Origin of the sequence: Pseudoalteromonas sp. SG44-5, from assembly GCF_014164175.1 — a bacterium.
In the GTDB taxonomy this organism is placed as follows: Bacteria; Pseudomonadota; Gammaproteobacteria; order Enterobacterales; family Alteromonadaceae; genus Pseudoalteromonas; species Pseudoalteromonas nigrifaciens.
Window position 1 is genome coordinate 31,361 of sequence record NZ_JACJES010000002.1, and the last position, 21,659, is coordinate 53,019.

The 21,659-nt window shown below is 38.2% G+C and carries 20 protein-coding genes; 15 read left to right on the plus strand and 5 right to left on the minus strand.

Translation table 11 applies throughout. The features are described from left to right. Position 1 precedes the first annotated feature (1 nt). The 6 genes from H5079_RS02570 (at position 2) to H5079_RS02595 (ending at position 8,035) form a co-directional block, all read left to right on the plus strand. Positions 2-838 (plus strand): hypothetical protein, encoded by an 837-nt coding sequence (locus tag H5079_RS02570; RefSeq protein WP_182683356.1) that lies wholly within the window; start codon positions 2-4, stop codon positions 836-838. Further along, positions 835-1,995 (plus strand): hypothetical protein, encoded by a 1,161-nt coding sequence (locus H5079_RS02575; RefSeq protein ID WP_055015695.1) that lies wholly within the window; start codon positions 835-837, stop codon positions 1,993-1,995. The genes H5079_RS02570 and H5079_RS02575 overlap by 4 nt, the downstream gene beginning before the upstream one ends. Further along, a complete protein-coding gene (locus H5079_RS02580) occupies positions 1,995-3,677 on the plus strand; it encodes an ATP-binding protein (protein WP_182683357.1) in 1,683 nt (560 codons plus the stop codon). Before H5079_RS02575 ends, H5079_RS02580 begins: the two co-directional genes overlap by 1 nt. Then, on the plus strand, positions 3,670-4,257 hold the full coding sequence (locus H5079_RS02585) for a hypothetical protein (RefSeq protein WP_220488927.1): 588 nt from the start codon (positions 3,670-3,672) through the stop codon (positions 4,255-4,257). The genes H5079_RS02580 and H5079_RS02585 overlap by 8 nt, the downstream gene beginning before the upstream one ends. Before the next feature lies 1 nt (position 4,258). Next, the gene (locus H5079_RS02590) at positions 4,259-5,734 is read left to right on the plus strand and encodes a protein kinase domain-containing protein (protein WP_220488928.1); all 1,476 of its coding nucleotides are present in this window, start codon (positions 4,259-4,261) and stop codon (positions 5,732-5,734) included. 381 nt (positions 5,735-6,115) lie between these two features. Then, positions 6,116-8,035 (plus strand): hypothetical protein, encoded by a 1,920-nt coding sequence (locus tag H5079_RS02595; protein WP_182683359.1) that lies wholly within the window; start codon positions 6,116-6,118, stop codon positions 8,033-8,035. Between the two features lie 35 nt (positions 8,036-8,070). Here H5079_RS02595 and H5079_RS02600 read toward each other — a convergent pair whose 3' ends face one another. Next, complete coding sequence (locus tag H5079_RS02600) at positions 8,071-8,268, minus strand: AlpA family transcriptional regulator (RefSeq protein ID WP_182683360.1); 198 nt, start codon at positions 8,266-8,268, stop codon at positions 8,071-8,073. 125 nt (positions 8,269-8,393) lie between these two features. On the opposite strand from H5079_RS02600, the gene radC reads away from it, so the two are divergent. Genes radC through H5079_RS02620 form a run of 4 tightly spaced genes read left to right on the plus strand, consistent with a single transcriptional unit; the run spans position 8,394 to position 10,141 of the window. Continuing rightward, positions 8,394-8,867, plus strand: coding sequence for a DNA repair protein RadC (radC, locus tag H5079_RS02605; protein ID WP_182683361.1), 474 nt, complete (start codon positions 8,394-8,396; stop codon positions 8,865-8,867). A 12-nt stretch (positions 8,868-8,879) separates the two neighbouring features. Beyond that, positions 8,880-9,299 carry a DUF2787 domain-containing protein gene (locus tag H5079_RS02610; RefSeq protein ID WP_182683362.1) on the plus strand — a complete coding sequence of 140 codons (420 nt, stop codon included), beginning with the start codon at positions 8,880-8,882 and terminating at the stop codon, positions 9,297-9,299. A gap of 10 nt (positions 9,300-9,309) precedes the next feature. Continuing rightward, positions 9,310-9,870 (plus strand): tyrosine-type recombinase/integrase, encoded by a 561-nt coding sequence (locus tag H5079_RS02615; protein WP_089368472.1) that lies wholly within the window; start codon positions 9,310-9,312, stop codon positions 9,868-9,870. Positions 9,871-9,901: 31 nt separating this feature from the next. Beyond that, positions 9,902-10,141, plus strand: coding sequence for a hypothetical protein (locus tag H5079_RS02620; RefSeq protein ID WP_138488857.1), 240 nt, complete (start codon positions 9,902-9,904; stop codon positions 10,139-10,141). A 190-nt stretch (positions 10,142-10,331) separates the two neighbouring features. On the opposite strand, the gene H5079_RS02625 is transcribed toward H5079_RS02620, so the two are convergent. Both H5079_RS02625 and H5079_RS02630 read right to left on the minus strand, forming a co-directional pair. Next, complete coding sequence (locus H5079_RS02625; RefSeq protein WP_182683363.1) at positions 10,332-10,988, minus strand: inovirus Gp2 family protein; 657 nt, start codon at positions 10,986-10,988, stop codon at positions 10,332-10,334. A gap of 195 nt (positions 10,989-11,183) precedes the next feature. Continuing rightward, positions 11,184-12,551: a hypothetical protein gene (locus H5079_RS02630; protein WP_182683364.1), complete on the minus strand. Its 1,368-nt coding sequence runs from the start codon at positions 12,549-12,551 to the stop codon at positions 11,184-11,186. Positions 12,552-12,926: 375 nt separating this feature from the next. On the opposite strand from H5079_RS02630, the gene H5079_RS02635 reads away from it, so the two are divergent. Then, complete coding sequence (locus H5079_RS02635; protein ID WP_089368468.1) at positions 12,927-13,460, plus strand: hypothetical protein; 534 nt, start codon at positions 12,927-12,929, stop codon at positions 13,458-13,460. A 269-nt stretch (positions 13,461-13,729) separates the two neighbouring features. Here the strand turns inward: H5079_RS02635 and H5079_RS02640 are convergent, their stop codons facing one another. Both H5079_RS02640 and H5079_RS02645 read right to left on the minus strand, forming a co-directional pair. Continuing rightward, a complete protein-coding gene (locus H5079_RS02640) occupies positions 13,730-14,704 on the minus strand; it encodes a c-type cytochrome (RefSeq protein ID WP_220488929.1) in 975 nt (324 codons plus the stop codon). A gap of 362 nt (positions 14,705-15,066) precedes the next feature. Further along, on the minus strand, positions 15,067-15,456 hold the full coding sequence (locus tag H5079_RS02645) for a DUF2750 domain-containing protein (protein WP_011328538.1): 390 nt from the start codon (positions 15,454-15,456) through the stop codon (positions 15,067-15,069). A gap of 257 nt (positions 15,457-15,713) precedes the next feature. Here H5079_RS02645 and H5079_RS02650 point away from each other — a divergent pair, with 257 nt between their 5' ends. From H5079_RS02650 to H5079_RS02665, 4 genes are all read left to right on the plus strand, one after another. Then, positions 15,714-16,757 carry an alkene reductase gene (locus H5079_RS02650; RefSeq protein WP_182683365.1) on the plus strand — a complete coding sequence of 348 codons (1,044 nt, stop codon included), beginning with the start codon at positions 15,714-15,716 and terminating at the stop codon, positions 16,755-16,757. A 215-nt stretch (positions 16,758-16,972) separates the two neighbouring features. After that, positions 16,973-19,342, plus strand: a complete 2,370-nt coding sequence (locus tag H5079_RS02655) for a TonB-dependent receptor domain-containing protein (protein ID WP_182683366.1) — start codon at positions 16,973-16,975, stop codon at positions 19,340-19,342. A 69-nt stretch (positions 19,343-19,411) separates the two neighbouring features. Beyond that, positions 19,412-20,551 (plus strand): alkaline phosphatase family protein, encoded by a 1,140-nt coding sequence (locus tag H5079_RS02660; protein ID WP_182683367.1) that lies wholly within the window; start codon positions 19,412-19,414, stop codon positions 20,549-20,551. Continuing rightward, positions 20,548-21,591 (plus strand): alkaline phosphatase D family protein, encoded by a 1,044-nt coding sequence (locus tag H5079_RS02665; protein WP_089368465.1) that lies wholly within the window; start codon positions 20,548-20,550, stop codon positions 21,589-21,591. The genes H5079_RS02660 and H5079_RS02665 overlap by 4 nt, the downstream gene beginning before the upstream one ends. Positions 21,592-21,659: the final 68 nt, after the last annotated feature.

Sequence of the window (21,659 nt, forward strand, 5' to 3'; positions counted from 1 at the left end):
TTTGACTATTAATACCTATTTAGTTGGAAAATTAGCAACTCATCGCCGTGGCAGTGTCATCGCTGATATTTTGCCGGTAGAGGTACTAGCTGATATTGAAGCGCTTCCTGATTGTGGATCATTACTGATGTTTGGCCAAAATTGGCAGAAACTGACAAGTGAACAACAAGGTGGATTTAGAGAATGGTTAGCGTTACCGGGTCGTCAGTTGCTGTTGATCCCACCATTTAACGATGGCTTGGTTTCAGCCAATTTAGATTGGCAGGTACAACTACAAAGTGAAAGTTTAGTAGGTGAAGGTTTAGCTGCTAGTTTATGTGACGAAGTTAAATATGTTTTTGAGGCTATAACTTGTCAGTTTGAGCGTTCATTAGGTCATAGTTGGCAGAATGGCTCTTTGAATACCTTGTTCTTTAAACAGCATGCTACGTCAGGCCAGTTTGCTGTTACGTCTTTACCGCTTTGGTCTTTAACTTGTTTGGATGAAATTGAAGCAGTGAAAGGTTGGTTTGAAGCATTATTTAATTTTGCTGGCATTGCTAAAGTAAGCGAACAGGATTCAACTAGTGAAAAGGAACAACTAATTTTACAAGATGCGCATCATGTATTGCTTTGTTGTGCTTATGGTAAAAGCTTTGAGTTAGGCACACAGTTGATAGAGAGAGTGAAGCGGCTAGCTTTATTTAATGTTAATGATGAAAGTTTAATTAATGCGTTAACTGATATTGAAACGCACCAATTATTTACAGACGGGAGTTTAAGCCAGTCAGGTGAGGATACCTTAATGGCAAGCCCGTATAAGCTTTATGCTGATGAATTAAAAAGGATGGCTCCATGAGTAGTTTAGGTACAACTAATCGTAGTTTGGCACAAACATTAGCAGTGCAAACTCAGTTGCATATGCCAGGCACTGTTGGTCGCCTTTTACAGCAAATAAGGGATTTAGAGCAGTTAGCGCCTTTATTTGTCTCAGCAGGTTTAGTTAAACCGATTGAACGGCCTAACCCGCTAAATATTAAAGTTGCAGGTATTGCGACCCGTAGCGCTACACAAAAAACGTTAGGTGGCTTTTTATACGCGAGTGCTGCGGTGAGCCTTGAACTGACGATAAAAGATAATGCTGTGGCGACATCAGGGCAAAATAGTACTACAGAACTTGATGATATTGATTTTGTAAACCAGTCAAAGCGATTAGCTCTAATTCAAATAAAACAAGCCTACCAACTTGCTGAGCAACGATTACTCAATGGTGAACCTGTTGATTTAATATTGCTCGATTGTCCGTTGTTTCTTGGCCGCGATATGGCTCCCTTAAAGGATGCACCCGAGCATACCGAATATCGTAAAACTTATGATGATACCTTAGCTGTAATTGATCAGTTTTGGTTAACCCATAAAGAAAATCTTTATCCTTGGAACAAAGAAGGACCTATATTAGCTGGTATTGCTTCTGAAAAATTTGGCGCGATTTTATACATTGCTAAACAAGATTTAAGAACCCCTGATGGACTTTCTCAATTACTTGCCAGTGAAGATATAGACCAACAAGCAGCGGGTAATATTTTGTCTCACTTAAAAGGCCTCTCAAGTATTGGTGAACAGCGCTTTATAAATGGTATTTTAAGTAGTTTTACTCGAACAGCAGCTTTTAGAATTGCAGAGAATCAAGACCGTATGGAGCCTAAACAGGCAGCCGAAAATGGTTTAGTTGGTTTTCATTTTAAAGGTGGTAATAGTACCGGTATTCGCCTAGTTCAATTAGCAGGTGATGAGCCAGACTGGGATTCACAGGCATTAGATGTTTTGTGTGGTCAATTAATGTGTTTAATGGCTGTTGGTGGACAAAGGGCTTACCCGCTGCCAATACAGTTGGCCCAACAAGAATTGAAACAATTAGACCAGTTTGTGAAGTTTTATAAATCAAATATTCAGTCAGCACTAAAATCAAGAGAAGTTGAAGATGTTTGGTTATCAGATTTAGATGGAGAATTATAATGAAGCACCAAGTTTTAGGGACATTAGTAGGTAATACCGGCGAGCCGCACAATTTACACATGGTATTAAACAGTTCGTTTTCAGGAAGAAGAGGTGAGTTTGTTAGGATTCGACATCAAGAGCGTCAGGATGAGCCTGTAACTCATGTACTTGGCCGTATTGTTTCGATTCAACGAACAAATATGTTGTTTAACTCTGGTTTTGGTAACTCTGTATCTGAGCTTGAGTTATTGCCTGGTGCTGAAATTACTGGTGAGCATGTGTACGCGACTATTGATTTAGTAGGTTATAAAGATGCAACAACTAACCAAATTAAAATACCACGTAGGCCACTTGATCCAGGTTCAAAAGTTGAGACTGTTGATTATCAATTCTTAAGTGACTTCTATGAATTTAATGAGCAAAACAGCTTACATATTGGTAATTTGGTTGGTTATGAGCATGGTGAAAATACAGTTCCAGTCTATTTAGATGTAAATAAACTAGTTACTGAGCATATGGCTATTCTAGCGATGACTGGCTCTGGTAAATCTTACACTGTAGGCCGAATAATTGAACGTTTGGTTGCGTTAAATAATGGCACTGTTGTTGTATTTGATCCCCATGGTGAATATGGCAGAGCGCTACAAGGCGGTAACTTACAATTTGGCGATCATTTTGATACTGAAGATGAACGCGATAAAAAATCTTTACCAGAAATTAAGCACATGATGGAAAAGCTACAAGCTTCAAATGCTGGTATTCAAATATATACACCGCAAATGGATAACTTCCGTCAAAAGTATGCAAATAAAAACAAGGTATTAGCTCTTCAGTTTGATAAGTTTGAAATGGATGATATTTCAGAAATATTACCTGGGTTAACAGAGCCACAACAACGAGTATTAGATGTAGCAATTCGTTATTGGCGTACAGTGGAAACTGTTGAACCTAGGGATATAAATAAACTGAGATTCTTCTTAGGTGATGGTATTGAAGAAGTTAAGAAGTGGGATGATTTAAGTAGTGCTGAAGCACAAGCATTAAATGGTCGTTCTGCTGCTGTTGCTTCAATGAAGCTATCTCGCGTTTTAAATGAAGCACAAAGTTTCTATTCATCTGACTTAAGTGGGCCAACTGATATCTATGAAATGATTGGTCGCCCGAGTGATAAAAAAGGTCGTTTAGTTGTCATTGATTTACAAGGTTTAAGTGATACCGCTAAGCAAGTTATTTGTGGTTTGCTTTCAAGTGAAATATTAAGAGCAGCCTCAAGCAAAACAGATAAAACACGTCCAAGCTTCTTAGTTTATGAAGAAGGGCATAACTTTGCTCCAGCTGGTGGTAAAGCAGTTAGCCACAGGATCATTAAAAAAATTGCCGGTGAGGGGCGTAAATTTGGTGTTGGTTTTGGCATTGTTAGTCAACGACCATCAAAGCTCGATGCCGATGTAACATCGCAATGTAATACGTTGATCACAATGCGCCTTAAGAACCCTGACGATCAACGGTTTATTACTAAAGCATCAGATATGGTAAGTAAAGCCGACTTAGAAGAGCTACCTAGTCTATCAACTGGTGAAGCCTTGATTTGTGGTCGCTCCATACCTGCACCATTATTAGTTAAAGTTGGTTCTAAAGCCTTAGTACATGGTGGCGAGTCGCCTGAAGTATTAAATGTTTGGGGTACTTTTAGTGAATAACTCACTTCAAGAAAAAGTATTAAAGACAATTGAAAATAGCGAATTCGTTAAACACGCATTTCCAATGATGAGTGATTGGGGAATAAAAGATGATGATACGCTTATTCACAGCTTAGGTTGTAGTTATTGGATGGAGCTGGGGCATCACCTTGGCTTTTCCGGTGTTGTAGAAGTTCCAGCTCCTTTAACTTATGCCATAACAAGTAATCATGATGTTCGCTCAGATGCTGTTTGGTTTGATAAACAAACACAAAAACCTAATTTGGTTGTAGAGTTTGAACGCTACTCAGGTACAAATTCAGATCAAAAAAAGTTAATAGATAAAGTTAAGAATTTATTGCTAGCCCACAGGCGTTGGCAGTTACAACCTGAATTTGTGGTTCTTGCTTACTGGACCAATGGCTTAAAAACATTACCTGATAATAAAAACTTGAAAACAATATTTGAGCAAGGTTTTAAATTATCAAACGGCGAATTTGTTGAAGGCTGTGATACTAGACAGTTGCTGGTATTAAACTTTGTATTTCAAAGTGACAAGCAAGGTACGCATCGGTTAGTCGATGTAATTAAGAGAGGGTAAAGTGGCGAAATCAAAACATTATTTTATGCCTAGTAGTGATATGAAACTAGGTGATCGCTATTTATTAATCGAGCAATTAGGTGATGGCACCCATGGTTGGGTATGGAGTGCACAGCGATTAGAAGACAATGAAATTGTTGCCGTTAAAATACCTAAGGATTGTTCTGCTTCTGATAGCAGCTTACGTGAAGGTCATGACTTATTAAATGCACAACCTCACCCAAATGTTGTACAAATATATTGGATGGGAAGAATACCGCCAGAGAGAGAATGGTATGGTATTGAAATGGAATATTTTCCTAGCAGAAGCCTTGCCCAGTTGCTGGAAGATCGCGAAAGCGGTTTTGCCAAAACCTACAAACAAATATTTCAAATTTATGAGCAAATTCTTTTAGGCGTTAAACACTTATCTGAGTTAGAAAAACCAGTATCACATGGCGACCTCAAGCCTCACAATATTTTAATTAGTGGTGATCAGGTTAAGTTGACTGACTTTGGTAGTTCTGCTTTGCCAGAAGAGATATATGCCCGTAGCAGACAAAATGGCGGTACAGTGCTTTACTCGGCACCTGAATTTGCTGATTGTTCAGAAAGAAAAGGTAGTTTTCTGGAATTAATTAGAGGTGATATGTACAGTTTGGGTGTGCTTATGTACCAACTAGTTACAGGTAGGCCGCCTCATGATACGCCAAGTGCTGTTTATAGAAACTTACCTTATCCAAAACCTAGTGAACTTAACAAGACCGTATCTAGAAAACTTGAAGATTTTATTTTCAAAGCCTTAAGTGTTAACTCAGCTGATAGGTGGGAAAACATTGATGATATGTTAGCTGATCTAAAGGTTGTACGTATTGCTCAGGCTAATTTTGAACCTACGATTGCATTGTCTGCTCATAGTTCAGAACAAGGTGATTGGTCATCATATGCTTTTAAATTAATTGAAGATGAAAAATATGTTGAAGCAGCACAAGTAGCAAGAGCTGAGTTTGATTCAAGTAAGGATTATCATGCGCTTTTAGCACAAGTAAGAGCGCTATATCGAGGTGGTAGGTACTTTGAAATAGTTGACGTATTAAGCAATAACTCAGAGTGCATATCTTTAAATGACTACTTAGGTACTGAATTTAGAGAGTTATCAGTCAATACCTATTTGAAAAACAAAGATGTGTTAAATGCCAATAAAGTGATTGAAGATATTGAAGCTAGAGGTGAATTAAACAAGCCAGAGATGTTATTAAAAAAGGCCTCTGTGTGCGGTTTGCAATCTAGGTATGACGAAGCTATCGAATTGCTTACTAATTTAAATAAACAATATCCACGAAAGCCATCAATTTTAAAACGGTTAGCGCTAGCTTATGAGCAAATAAGGCAGCCGCAAAAGGCCGTAGCTTATTTAAAGGTATATCGTAAAGTTAGTGGCGATGATCTGTGGGCTAATACTCAAATGGAAAAATTTAGGGCTTTAGGGGTTATGTGACTCAAACCAATCTAGGGAATCGATTTAACAATAATAGTATTTTAATTTCAAAGAAATATCGTTAAGCTAAAGACATCATAAAGGGGTTTAAGCCAAGTTTTGACTCTAAGTTACTGTTAGTAAAGTACGCTAAAGAATTGACATCACTTTTATTAGTCAATGATTTCTTAAAAAATTCATTGACTAATAAATACTTTCATAATAGATTGCGTTTCAAGGGCAGAGGCTTACCTGCGGTTTGTAATGTACTTCTTACAAAACAAAGCACTCAAATCGTTTTACATCACACCTACGATATACACTTCATTCTTGGACTTAGTAGCCAGAAGTACGCCGTTTAAAATATACAACGGGGCTTTAACTATTTTTTAAGGTTATAGAATGAAAAACAATACTACAGTTCCAACTACATACATCCCTTTAGAAAAATTTCATATAGTGCCAATTGCTGGTTTAACGCCAGAGAACTTAAAACACTCAGCTAAAAAAACTATTAGAGACAGAGAAAAAATCCCTCATACCACAAAGCTTAATATATTAGCTAAAAATCTAGGTATTAAAGGCGGGTTCGCTAACTACGAAAAAGAGTTTGAAGAAAAGCTTAAACCATTTATGGTAAAGCATAACCTGCATAAACGAGTTAATTTACTTGAGCATAAATACCGTGGAATGCAATTAGGCTACACGCAATTTACCCACCAGCAAGTATCAGAGAGACTGTTTTATTCAAAAGAGCAGATGCCGAGTAAGTTATTTACTGGGTACGACTTCGATTTTTCAGGCGTTCTAGCTTGGGATATGCATGATCTTTCTGAAGTATTTGCAAAGGATAAATATTTAGAGAATATTTTTATACAAAAGCTGCATATTAAGCTCTTTTGTGATGATAGCTTTGAACTTGATAAATATATCGAGGCTATGAAAGAACACTATTTTGTAGATTTTAATGAAGAGCGCTTTAAGGAGTTATTATCATTAGACCTTAATACAAAAATCCCACTTACAAAAAGGCGAACAGGAAATCTTCCCTCTATTTTTGACTTTGCTTCTAATAACTTAAATGAAGCTTCTACTCAAACCGCTGAATACGAAGAAGTGATGGTAAGCATTTTAGATCTTATAATTATTAGTAATATGTTTGAGATTGGTGGTTGCTATAATTTACTTGGTAACAACCTCACAGAACTCTACGACCCAAGTCTTGGCTCTGAAGTTGAGGTTTATTACGAAAAAAACACCTCCCCAGATGAATCTGACGTATATATAAAATCAGCGCAATTTTTACAAAAGACATTAAATCAAAGGTTTCAACAGTCAAATAAGGGATGGGTAAATGTAATTCCTTATAACGAGAACCTTATATTCCTCTCTGACGATAACGGTAATTTTGACTTTGTCATAAAAAACCAAAGAGATAAGGTTTTTACACATCAAATTTACGGTGATTACCTAAAGCGAGCTGATATACCAAGCTTTATTGAAGACTATCGATTTAAGCGTTGGGAGTACTTTAACTATAAAGGTAATCGTGAATTAGACAGTCACTTAGCTGAGCAACATTATTACTCGAATGGTGGTTTAACTCAGAACTACCCAGGGCAACATGTAATATTACAAAATTATTATGAAACCTCTGGTGATTATATTACTGAAAGCCGCAGCTCGAATAAGCGCTTACATGGCTTTAAAAAGATTAAGCTAGCCGAGAAAGAGCTAATGGTTTCAGAGCTTATATCCATAGATGAACTGAATGATTTTTTACATAAAAATCATGAGTATTTTGCTACCAGAAAAGGCGACTCGTTACCCCCGTTAAATAGTGAGTGTGATAAAGATTTAGCGGCTACATGTACTTTTTATGATGTGCTGGCTTATATTAGCTGGGCAGAAAAAGAAACAAACGTACCACTAAGATTACTAGCATACGACGAGTACTTAGCTGTTAGGGATAACGACTTAGGGACAAATGCCAGCTTTAAAAGCGGTGGCTATATGACCTTTTATACACCTAACGGTAAGCAATACCCAAATCATCCGCCTTATATGAGTCAAAGTGACTTTGATGCATTAACATTACGGTTTCCTGAAGATTTAACTAATTTTGAAAAAAGTGGGTTGGAATTTATAGACTCAAACTTTTTCGCAGAATGGTTATTGGAAGGCGTAAGTATTCGCTCAGCAAGTTTAACCTCCTTTTATGGTGATGATCATGTATTGAGAGCATCTGGACCACGAGATTGTACTGGCAAATATAAAGGAGTAAAAACCGGCTTTAGACTTTGCTATGAATTAAGCCAGTAGGCTTTATTAAAGCTACCCCGCTATGGGGTAGCATTTTAAGCTGCTGTATTTATAGTGTCCCTTTTCCCAATTTTTTCACTTATCCATTCTTCAACTTCACTTTCTACCCAGGCCACAGAGTTACCACCAAGATCGACCTTCATTGGAAATCCACCAGCGCTCATAAAGCGATAAACAGTTGAACGGCTTAAGCCTGTGATATGTAAAACTTCTTTTAATTTGATTAAACGCATGGGATTTCTCCGGTTAGGTTAGTAGTACATATCCTTTCCGGGGGTAGTTATTTTTTACTGAAACGAAACAAAAGCGTTAAACATATACATCACTACTTTGCATAAACCATTAAGAGGACTTAACAATGCAAAGTAAAAAGTCACTATACGAATTTGATCATCCTGTAAGTGATGAACAAATACTTGAAGCTGCGGCTTACATAATCGCTCAGAAGCAATTTAGGCATGGGGCTTTAACATGCCCTAAAGACAGTGAAGAGTTTTTAAGGCATAAGCTGGCTTTGATTGAGCATGAGGTATTTGCAGTGCTGTTTTTAGATAGCCAAAATCGCATACTCGAATACAAAGAGTTATTTAGGGGCACTATTAACGCAGCGAGTGTTTATCCTCGAGAAGTCGTTAAAGAAGTATTAGAACGTAATGCTGCATCTGTAATACTGGCGCATAACCATCCTTCGGGTGTGAGCACGCCCTCACAAGCTGACAAGCTTATTACTACCAAATTACAGCAAGCACTTAACCTTATTGATGTTTCGATAGTTGATCACATCATCATTGGTGAAACCAGTTATTCATTTGCTGAACATGGCTTAATTTAAAGGGAGTAGGTTATGGCTATTAAAATAGAACAAGTAGCAGGTTTGAATGTACCTGAGTCATTTATTGATGTGATTGTAAATGCCATCACTAAACAAGATGAGTCGATAGGGAATGCTAGTGAGTTAACTATTAATTTTCGTGATAAAGACTACAGTGCTAAAGCTGGTGGATTTCATCCAGTCGAGGTCAGGCTAGAAAAGCGGGGTATTGGTTGGATGCTTGTATATATTACTGATTTTTCATACCAGGGCCGACCGGATTCTGAATTAGTAAAGGAGATTGATGTTTGCTTTGTGATTAAACGTGTATATCACATGCTGGTGGGCTGGTTGAGTGAACGAGAAGGCAAGGAGCTTTTAGCCTTGTTTGTGACTAACTTTGTTGAGTATTACAACACAGGTTGCTACCAGGTAACTATTACAACAGAGTAAGGAGTTGGCTATGGCTGAAGTACAAGCGATTAAGGACCTTGATACAGTTAAGTTAATTAGTTACTTGCTCGAAAAACGTTGCTCTAAGCAAATGAGCCATATTTGGAATATAGGATTGAACCTAGCATTGCGTATATCTGATTTATTGTCTGTTAAATTTACGGATATACAAAACGATAGGTTAATTATATTTGAGAGTAAAACAGGCAAGCTAGCAGAGATTAAGTTAAATCAGAAAGCATTAGCGTTTATCCATGAAGTACGTGTCACTCACCCCAACCATGTTTACTTATTTCAATCGTATCGTAATCAACAAGCTAAAAGTTCAAGACCACGGCCCTTATCACGCAGGGCTGTTACCAGAGCATTTGCGCTGGTGGGTGAAGAGCTTAATTTAAAGTTAGGTACTCACTCAATGCGTAAAACACGAGGTTACCACCTCTATCATAAAACCCAAGACATCGCCCGTGTAATGAAAATGCTCCGCCATAGCTCGGAAGCAACGACACTGCGTTACATTGGAATAACCCAGGAGGAAATCGATAAAGACTTTGAAGAGTTAGAGCTATAAATTTATTACATATAATAGGAGTAAGTTTGTTATGTCGTTAGAAAAAGCCGTTACATGCGGTGTAGTAGGAAATGAAGTATCTAAACAGATAACCGGTAGTAGTGAGCCGTCACTCGGACGAACGGCTATTGCTGTAAGCTCTGGTGCTGTAGCAGGAGCTGCTGTATCTGGTGCGATAGTAGTTGGGTTAGGTGTGGCATCTGCACCTGTTACGGTGCCATTAGCTCTTGCTAGTGGCTTGTTGGCTGGAGTAGCGAGTTTATTTGATTAGAAGTAAACAAAGAACGCATTTATGCAGTGCGTTCTTTTTTTGCTTTTGTAGCGTAAATAGCGCTTCTCGTAATGCTATTTTGGGAACTTGCCAGCCCTTATATACTAAGGGCGTAGGCTTATTTAGCTAGTTGAAGGTCTCAATAGCGCGTTAGAACTAATTATGAGAAGCACAGGTCTTAATTAGAATGTCACCTCTGACTATAACCAAAACAACGCTGCCCTAAACCATATTGTTTCGTATTAAGCTTTGCTAAATAACTAGCTCGTCTATAAAGACTGCTGTAATCCGCTGTAAAATTTGTATTGTTAGCGTCAAGGTAGTAGTGCGCATTTTTTGGTAAATGCACAAGCCGTAGCGCTTCATTAAAAGGTAAACTTAAAGCACTAGCCCATGCAGCTGTAATTCTAGTAAATAAATTGTCATTACCGATGTCAATCTTACCTGTGCAGTGATACCTATCCTTATTGAAAAGTAGTACCCAATGATAATGCTGTTTATGTGCAGTGTTTTTCTCTCTTGCCCAAATAAAACGAACACTAGAAGGGTGTGGGTTTTTACCTTCGCGCTTTTTACGTATCGCATCAGCTTTAATCTGTGCTGTAAGTGATGCAATAAAACGAGTACAAACATCATTGCTATTTAAATCAACTGTATTTGAATAATCAGGTAACCTTAAGTCAATTCTTACTGCAAAGGTTCTTTTATGTTCTGTGATAGCGTTATCCATTACTTTTTGAATAGCATCTAAGTATGGCCTAATTAACGGCTGTTCTTCTCTTGCTAGTACGCCGTACTCATTATATGAAGAATCTTCAATTATTTGGTACTGTGTTGGGTTTTTCATTCTCTTTATCCTGATAAGTATTAGTTCATATCAGGTGTATGAGTTGTAGTTTTTTAATTTGTATTTGTTGTAATAATGACTCAGTTACTAGTAACTCTAATATATATTACCAAACCGAAATTTACACTAATAAAAGCAGCTTAGTTTGTGATGGCTAATTCCATTAACGCATTGCTGATGTGTTGTCTAGCGTATTCATAATTGCTCTGAAGTTATGACTGTCTTATAAAAGTGCGCAAAGGATTCCGGGACGCATTGAAAAACGGGGTGTTGACCAGACTCTAAAGCCGATTTAGGGTCTCTAAAATCTACGTTCATATTGGTGATTTTGACTTTATCGGTAAAATCGATAGTAGAAGAAATAACTAAATTTTCTATTGAAAAAACACCTGGAAACTTAACTTTGGTAGGGGTTCTTATGAGCTCTATATCAATGTTTTTATTTGGACAAGTCAAGCTAGTTACCCATGAAAAGTACTCTTGTTTACTAGGGGGAATAGGAAGGTTCACATCATATCTATTTAGATAGAAGGTAAATAAAATATAATGAATGAGTATGTTCGCGAAACTTCCTATTAGCTCAGAGGTTAAACGCCCCTGAATAGCTGTCATGAACTCAAAGCTTGCAGGACTTAAAATCTGATTGAATGCATCTTCTTCTGAAATAGGATTAAGTTCATACTCCTTCCTAGTAAGTAAGCGTGATAAGCCGTAAGAAACTAGCTTAAACAACACATCGTCGAAGTAATCAAAAACTTGAGTTGGCTGTTGCCTTAAAAATTGAATTTCATCATTTTGTTTGGTATCACTATCTAACCATGAATTGTCGAAATGAAGTAACTCTACAAAAATTGAATCGTTTTTGAGATGTTTTTCCATTAGTAATGAAAAGAATATGGTTGTGAATGAATTCAATTTTCTTTTCCTGTTTGAGGGTAATGTTATTAAATAAATTGCATATGTTTCTTTATTGTTTAGTTTAAATGTTGAACTACGTTTTAAATTATTAGCTTCACTACCTACTAAGCCTTTTCTTACTTTTGGCTTTACACTGTGATATTTTTTTATCGTACATCCTGTTACTGACTGGCTTATTAAGTTTTCATTTTTAAGTAGCTTTATAGCCGTTTTTAGCTGAGTAGATTCTAACCCACATGCTGTAGCTATATTTGCCATTGTAAAGCCTTCTATGTAGCCAAATTCATTTTGGTTTAACACGAAGAAGCACCATAGTATTTTTATAGGCACTCTTAAATCTTTACCCTCTATTTTTGCAAGTATTTCGCTAGATATTAATTTACTAATTTCATTGGGTGTATCGTAGATAAAATTATAATAGATCTTAGGCCTTCCCCGATTAGACTGTTGAACTTTATGCTCTGAAATGGCATCGATATTTAGTAGTTCATCTACAACTTTATTGAATTTATTGTATGGACATTCTCGTTTAATGAAGTCAGTTTTAGATAATTCATCTCCAATAGTTTTATCCACAATTAAACAAATTAAAACCCATTTTGAATATGCTGATAGGCTAGCTGTTGAAGTGAAAAACTTATTCATTTAATTACCGTGCGCTATAATTTTTGTAGATATAGTAGCCAGTTTATCTATTTAATAACAGTAAAACAGGGTGTTTTTTTGTCATTAAAATATGGGGATATAATTTAATCTCAATTAGAGGTTGTTTAGAGTTTTAGTTTATTTAAAAAATCTAATTGAGTAGCTAACTGAGATTTTAACTTAGCGTCTAAGGGAGTTAACTGGAATTTTGATGTGAGCATTGATAAATATCTAACTTGGATTTTAGCTGGTGTCTAATTGCACCTCTTAATAAGAAGGGGTTTAGTTTCTGACTGCAAAGTAGTTGCTTATAGATTAGTGTTGGATTATTGTTTTTGATAACAGCAACAAACATTAAAGCACAGGGAAGAACTAATGACAGATTGGATTGATAGCAAGAATATTTTGAAGTGGGTCAAGGAAGATAATGAAGATTTGCGCAACTGGCTAGCATATCGATTTTCAAACTATGCTGAATATTTTAAATCTGAAAATGCTTCATTAAATGGCTTCATTAGATATGAAGTTAAAGGGTGCAGTTCTAATAAGGATACTCAAAAAGTCGAGGTGCAAAGGCTGCATAAAGCTTGGAAAAGCTATGAAAGAGGCTTAAAGAATGCATCTAATAAAGTGTGTAAACTTCAGTTAGAAGTGTCTAAGTCAGCACGAGATAAACTTAAGGTTTTAAGTAATGCAGATAAAATATCTCAATCTAAATACATTGAAAAGCTAATAAATTACGCTAGAACAAATCCTAAACTGATCTCTAACGATACAACGGTGAAGGATGCATATGTTTTAAAAAAGAGATCGTATAGCGACGATAACTCGGAGAACAAGGTAATAAACGATAAGTTATCAATGATTGATGATAAAATAACTAGGCTATTGGATACATGGGGCGAGTAGATTGAACACCACGTTTCTTTCTGATATTTAGGAGTTTTTTTTATAGTATTCCTATTAGTATTGCAGGTTCTTATGGTTTTCCATTTTTATCATTTTAAATCAGTTGCTTACGGTGTTTAGGTGAATCCCTCTCCCCCACCATTATTCAATATCAGGACGTCTTATGACGTCCTTTTTTGTGCCTGCAATAAAATTATATATGTTATTAAAAGCCAGTGGGTTAATCCAACTGGCTTTTTGGTTTTATTATTTAACCGTGGTTAATACTATTAACGGCGTACGTCTTTTGGTGCGCCGCCTTCAGGCCAGTCGTTTGCTTTAGCGGCAAATGCTGGGCGTGCTAGGTGGCTAAAGTAAAATGCAATATCAACGGCTTCTTGGTCAGTTAAAATACCTTCTTGGCCAAGTGGCATGTTGCCTTTTATAAATGCAGCGGCGGTATAAGTACGTGCCATACCTGCACCGTCGTTAAATGAGTTATCGCCTGCTACTGCTGGGAACATATAAGTGCCACTAGGGTATAAACCTTTGGCGTCCATTTGATGGCAGCTTGCACAGTGCTGTGCATACAATGTTTTACCATTTTCTGTGTTTGGCTCTAGGTCTTTATTAATTGCTATAAAACCATTATTACTTTTTAAGTCATCTTTCGTTTTTATATCTTGCGATAAAAAGTTCATGTAGCTGACCATAGCTTGCATTTGTGTAGAGTCGGTTATTAATGGTTGGCCGTTCATTGAGCGTTGAAAACAGCCATTAATACGATCTTCAATAGTGTTTATTTTAGCATTACGGCTACGAAACTTAGGATAAACCACGTTCATACCTACATAAGGAGCTGCGTTAGCTACGCGGCCTTCGTTTAGGTGGCAAGAACTACAGTTTAGTTTGTTATTAACGTTTTCGGGTAATTGGCGGTAGGTATCGATAACTAATAAACGCCCGTAACGAATTAAATCAGATTCAGGGCTATTGTCTAAATCGTTAATATTTGGCGTTGGTAAGGTGTTTGGGTGGCTTGCTGATAGGTTAGTAATTACTGGCGCATTGCTTAGCGCTTTTTGTATATCTGATTGTGGTTCGGCCGTTGCTTTTGTAGTAATGCTAGTTGCATTTTGGCTGGTTGCTTTTTCAACAGCAGTGGTTTTAGCGGTTGTTTGTTTAGCTGGTTCAGGTACTGGCTCAGAGCAAGCAAATAGCGCTAAGATAGCGCTTAAAATAGTAATGAGACGGAGTGTAAACATAATTTGACCCTAGGGTATAAAAGTGTGTGGATTATACGCCTGAAAAACCATTTTCCTATTGCTTTAAATCGGTTTGCCGACGTTATTTGGCTAAAAGTTAGCGATTAAAAAAACCATAATTTATTGTATTTAAAAATATAGTTAATAATTATTTAAAATGTATATTTTATTTTAATATTTAGGGCGTGTTGGTCATTAATAGTTACAATATTATGCTATTTAGCGGGCGATTTAATTGGACGGAAATTTATAGCTTAGTAATATAAAGCGAGGATTTAATAAGGGCCGCAATTGCAAAGGGGCTGTATAAAACAGTAAAACCATTATTGTGAGCATGGCTTTACTGTTTTGAGGGAAAGTGCTTAATACTTTTTCTTTGGCATTTTTAATTGTGTATCAAACTCATCCGGAAACAGTATAGTGCCGTCGTCGTCTTCGGTTGGAAAAACGGCAATAAGTAAGTCGTCGTCTTCTAAGCCGGGTGTCCAGCGGTTTATCCAATCTTGTGTGGGAATAGCTTTAGGCGTACAACCTTCCCATTCGCCAGTGGCCCATGCTTGTGCAAATTCGCGAGTTGGCCATACGGGTACGCAGTCGTCATCTTCGTTGGTGAGCATAACGCAGCCATCGTCATCGTTTAAAATCCATACTTGTTTAAATTGCTGTGTGGTTTCAAACATAAAAGCGAGTCGTTTTTTGGCACCAAGGCCTAAAATTACGTCGTGTTGTTCTGTGTTATTTGCTGTTGTCATAATTTGCTTACTCTAAGTTTATGGCTTGGTATTAAGTGTAAGTATATCGAGTTATATGACAGTGTGGTGAAAAGTTATTATTTAATTTACCCTATATAGATCTAATTTACGGCTCTGTAAGTATAAGTTTTATTATTAATTTGAGCGTTCATTCAAAAATACCCTTGAATGTTTACCAAATGGCCGCATTTACACACCATACTTGCTATTTAGGTTGAGCATTTAGTGCTTAGCCATTCCCACACAAAGGATCCACAATGTCGATTGATTTACTTGCCCCGTATAAATTAAACAGCACAATTGAGCTTAAAAACCGCATATTAATGGCGCCGTTAACGCGCAGTATGGCTGATGATAACCTAGTGCCAACTCAAGCTATGGTTGACTACTACGCGCGCCGTGCAGATACAGGGTTAATTATTAGCGAAGCGACAATTATTCGCCCAGACGCGCAAGGCTATCCTAATACGCCGGGTTTATTTACTAGTGAGCAAATTCAGGGCTGGAAAAAAGTAACCGACGCAGTACATACCAATGGGGGCAAAATATTTGCCCAGCTTTGGCATGTTGGCCGTGTTGCTCCCCCACACTTTTTTGATGGCGATGTACTTGCGCCATCAGCAATTGGTGTAGAAGGGACAGTTCCGCGCATGCGTGAGCTTACTTACATTACGCCAAAAGCGGCAACCACAGATGATATTAAAAGCTTAGTAGCCGATTACGCAAAAGCAGCCGAAAACGCAATAGAAGCAGGCTTCGACGGCATAGAAATTCACGGTGCTAACGGTTATTTAATTGATCAGTTTTTACATTATGCAGCAAATGAGCGCAATGATGAATACGGCCAAACGCCTGAGAACATGGCGCGTTTTGCGCTTGAAGTAACCGACGCAGTTATTGCTGTCGTTGGAAACGAACGTACCGCTATTCGTGTAACGCCGGGTGCTTATTTTAATATGACCGAGGATAGCCGCGACAAAGCTGTATTTGATTATTTGTTAGCTGAATTAGACACAAAAGATCTTGCTTACTTACATGGTGGAATTTTTGACGACAGCATGCGTTTTGACTCGCTTGAAGGCAAAAATACCTCTGAATTTTTACGCGCAGGCTACAAAGGTACGTTAGTAGGTGTGGGTAGCTATAGTTTTGAAACAGCAAAAGAGGCGATTAACGACGCTAAGTTTGACTTAATTGCCATTGGTCGCCCACTTATTGCAAACCCAGACTACATAAGCAAAATTAGTAATAATCAACCGCTGGTAGAATACAATGCCGATATGCTTAGCGAGCTGGTGTAACTATTAGTTTTATAATTATTTAAAACGATTTTTAAGACAACCCATAAGCTTACTTTTGGGTTGTCTTTTTTTGTACATATTCCTGCCATAAATTTCCCATATTTGTTTAATTATTTATGTAAATAAAGTTCATCCCCGTTGTCATATTTAAAACTCATACTGCTCCCGTTTTCATAATAATTAATTTTTAATAATTAAAACTAAACGGGACAACAATGTACGCTTTAAAAAACAAATCGCTTTTGAGTATGGCTATAGCCATGGCTGTATCAACATCTGTTTATGCAAACGACAAAACTATAGAAGAAATAACCGTAGTCGCTAAGCCTACCAGCTACGCTAACAACGTTATTGAGCCTGCAATGCTTGAGCAACAAAGTTCGGTAGCAAGTATATTGTCGGTGATTGATAATTTACCGGGTATTAGCATAAACGAAGGTGATGCATTTGGTGGTGACGACTGGTCTACCACAATTACAATGCGTGGTTTTAGTATTGACGGTAACCAACAGCAATTAGGGATGACAGTAGATGGCATACCCAATGGTGGCTCTAATTACGGTGGCGGCGCTAAAGCAAACCGTTACCTAGACAGCGAAAACCTGGCTACAGTTGAAGTAGGCCAAGGTACGTCTGATATTAAATCAGCATCGCTGGAAGCGCTAGGCGGTACATTTAATTTTGTAAGTAAAGATCCCAGCCTCGAAAAAGGCACTACGTTTGCCTATACATCGGGCAGCCACGACGCCTCGCGTTATTATATTAAGCACGAAACAGGCACTGTTTTTGATAATACCCAAGCATACGTAAGCTACTCGCAAACCGACACCAGCCGTTGGATTGGCTCGGGAAGTAATGGCGGTAAAGACAACCAACATGCTGAGCTTAAGTTTGTATCTAATTTTAACGATTTAACCCTAACCGGACGTTTATCTTACGACGATGTAAGCGAAACTAACTACAACAGCGTGAGTATTGAACAATTTGAGCAAACACCTAATTGGGATCAATTAACGTGGAACTGGACAGGGGTTCCGCATTTTGATCAAATGTTTGCTGAAGGTTGGGGGACGCTACGTGAAAATACCTTAGGTTATTTAAAGTTTGAATATGCAATTTCGCCCACATCACTATTAACGATCAGCCCTTATTATCATAAAAACTCGGGGCGTGGTGACTGGATCCCACCATATTTAACAACCCCAGTTGATGAAAACGGCGAGCCAACAACACAAGGCGGTACTAATGCTGGCTCTTATGGTTTTGCTGATAGCGAGGGTAACCCACTTGCACCTAACTCAGGCTGTACAGCAAGTTTAAGTTGGCCGTGGGTGTCGGGGCCTGATTTAAATCCGGCATGTTACGACGATACAGCAACGCCCGTTATGTCTTATCGCCATACCCATTACAAAAAAGATCGTTTAGGCGTAACCGCTAACTATCAAGCGACGTTTGGTGATCACGATATTGAGGCTGGTTTTTGGTATGAGCAAAGTGAGCGAGAAGAGTCGCGTGATTGGCACAAAGTAATTGATGCGCGTATTTTTCATCATTTTGAAAACACCCCTTACTGGACTCAGTACAAAAATACCTTTGATACAGATACGTTCAAATGGTACATCCAAGACTCTATTAACTTAGGTGATTTAACCTTAAATATTGGCGCTAAACAGTATTTAGTTGAGTTACAAAAGTACGACCACTTTGCTAACGAAAGCTCAGATAAAGTAGACAGCGACTCTGATGTTTTATTTAGTGGTGGTGCGCTGTACCAGTTAAATAACGATACCGAACTATTTGCAAGTTACAGCGAAAACTTTGCTGCAATTAAAGACGGGGTACTGGAGCGCGACAGTTCAACACTGACTGAAATAGAACCAGAAACAGCAAAAAACATTGATTTTGGTGTACGCTACCAAGTCGATAGATTAACGCTAAGCGCAACGGCCTACAGCGTTAAGTTTGATAACCGTATTACCTTTATTGCACCTGGCAGTGATTCAGGCGGAATTGACTACACTATTGGCACTAATGGTTCCTACATAAATGTAGGGGGCATCGATTCTAAGGGGTTAGAGCTCTCTGCAAGCTATATGCTCACACCAAGCTGGAGTGTTTATTCGTCGTATACCAATAGCAGCTCTGAATATTCGTCTGATGATCCAAATGCATATGACTCACAAGGCGTATTACTACAAGATAAAGATGGCAATACTGCAGCGCCAAGCTTTAAAAAAGGCGATAGCTTAATAGATACATCGGAAGATTTATTGGTTGTATCTACCGATTACTTTAGTGACGGCTTTCGTGTTGGTTTGTCGGCTAAATACACAGGTGAGCGTTTAGGTGCATGGAAAGACGAAGGCACGCGAGCACGCAATAAAGTAGACGGCTACACGGTACTCGACTTTAATGCCGGTTACTCAACCGATGTAGACGCAGGGCCATTTAAAGCCATTGATCTCTCGTTTGTTGTTTATAACATAACCGATAAAAGCTACTTAGCAGGTGGCACAGGTAATGGGACTACTTACTTTATTGGTGCGCCTCGTACTGCTGCGGTTACGTTTACTGCAGATTTTTAAGTCGTAATATAAATTATTTTAAGCCCATTATTAATGGGCTTTTTATTATAAAAATAGGCCGGTAACAATATGAAAACGATTTTAAAAGTAAGTGTATTTAGTTTAATTGCCCTAGGAAGCGACTTTGCAGCGGCAGTACAAACAGCTGATCAAAATGTAGTGTTGGTAACGCTTGACGGTGTGCGCTGGCAAGAGGTGTTTAGTGGCGCTGATAAAAACCTTATTAATAATTCCGATTTTGTTAAAAAGCCAGAGCAGCTAAATACAGAGTTTTGGCATAACAGCTCTGCAAAACGCCAGCAACTGCTGATGCCGTTTATTACCCAAATTGTAGCTAAGCAAGGGGTAATAATTGGTAATAGAGAGCAAGGCTCTAATATGTCGGTAAGTAACCCGTGGTATTTTTCGTATCCCGGTTATAACGAAATACTTAGCGGTGAGGTAGATGAAGGTATTAATAGTAATGATAAAATCCCTAACCCAAATCACACTATATTAGAGCGTTTGGAGCGCCAACCCGCGTTTAAAAATAACACCGCCTTATTTGGTAGCTGGGATGTATTTCCTTCAATACTTAATACTGAGCGCAGTAAGGTATATGTTAACGCCGGATTTATGCCAATTGAGGAGGATTTATTTGAAAATGCGCCACTTTTAAATGCCATGCAAAATGAAATTCCGAGCCCTTGGAGCAATGTACGATTAGACAGTTTTACTTATCGGTTTGCTAAGGCGTATATGTTAGCTAAAAAACCAAAATTATTAGTAATAAGTTTAGGAGAGACCGACGACTTTGCTCACGATGGTGATTACCACGCGTATTTAAAATCGGCAAAACAAAGTGATGCTTTTATAGCTGATTTATGGAATACCATTCAAACAACACCGGGTTATAAAAATAACACTACCCTCATTATTACCACAGATCATGGCCGTGGTAGTAACGCAAGCGACTGGCAGCATCACAGTTCAAAACGCGCCTTAGCAGCACTGCATTTAGGCGAAAATAAGTTTCCCGAGGGCATTATAGGCTCCGAACATATTTGGCTTGCCGCGATTGGCCCTGCAATAAAAGGCCAAGGCTTAGTTAAAACAACTACTGAGCTAAAACAAACGCAAATTGCCGCAACAGTGTTAAAGGCGCTTGGGCAAAATCCAAAGCAGATAAATTTGAATATGGCACCGGCGATTAATGAGGTTGTAAAATGAAAATAATAACCGCGGTAGTATTAACCAACTTACTTGTAAGCTTTAGTGCTTTGAGTGCTCCCTCTAAAATATTATTTGGCTCGTGCGGGCATCAAGATAAAAGCATTCCTATATTCGATGCTATAAACAAAGAGCAGAGCGATTTATTTATATTTTTAGGTGACAATATTTATGGCGACACCAATAATATGAGCGTACTTGCTAATAAATACCAGCGCTTAGGAGCAAAGCCCGGTTTTAAAACACTAAAAGCACAAACGCCTATTATAGCTATGTGGGATGACCACGATTATGGCCAAAACGATGCAGGTAAAGAGTATCCGCATAAAGAAGAGTCGCGGCAAATTATGCTCGATTTTTGGCAAGAACCTGCAAACTCACCACGACGCACTCGCCCCGATGGTATTTATACCTCGTATACGTATGGTGAAGGTGAGCAAACTGTGCAGGTGATTATGCCAGATTTGCGCTGGAACCGAGATGCGTTAAACGCAGTAAGTAAGTTGGAGTACGACACTAAGCGCAAACTAAATAATCAAGGCCCGTATAGCCCAAGTCATGTTAAAGGCGCGTCAATGCTTGGTGAGGCGCAGTGGCAATGGCTTGAACAAGAGCTTAAAAAGCCCGCGGCTATAAAGCTAATTGCCTCAAGCTTACAGCTACTTCCCGATTTTACAGGGTGGGAGTCGTGGGCTAATTTCCCCGACGATCGAAAGCGTTTATTTACACTGATCAAAAAGCATAAAGTAAACGGCGTAGTTATTATTAGCGGCGATACCCACTGGGGCGAAATTTCACAGTATAAGCATAACCTTGACTACCCACTAATAGAAATGACCAGTTCTGGCCTAACCGAAAAATGGAAAAATGTAAGCCCTAACACACACCGAATAGGGGACTTTACCCACCAGGTTAATTACGGCGATTTAAGCATAGACTGGCAACAAGCCGACCCGTCAATTTCATTACAGCTCAAAGATATTGATGGTAAAGCAATAATGCAAAGTCAGTTTAAACTCTCAAGCATTAGCCCTTATTAATTATCGCCCTTATAAAACGCACAGTAAATAGCATCACTACTGTGCGTATAAAATTTAACTAACCCGCT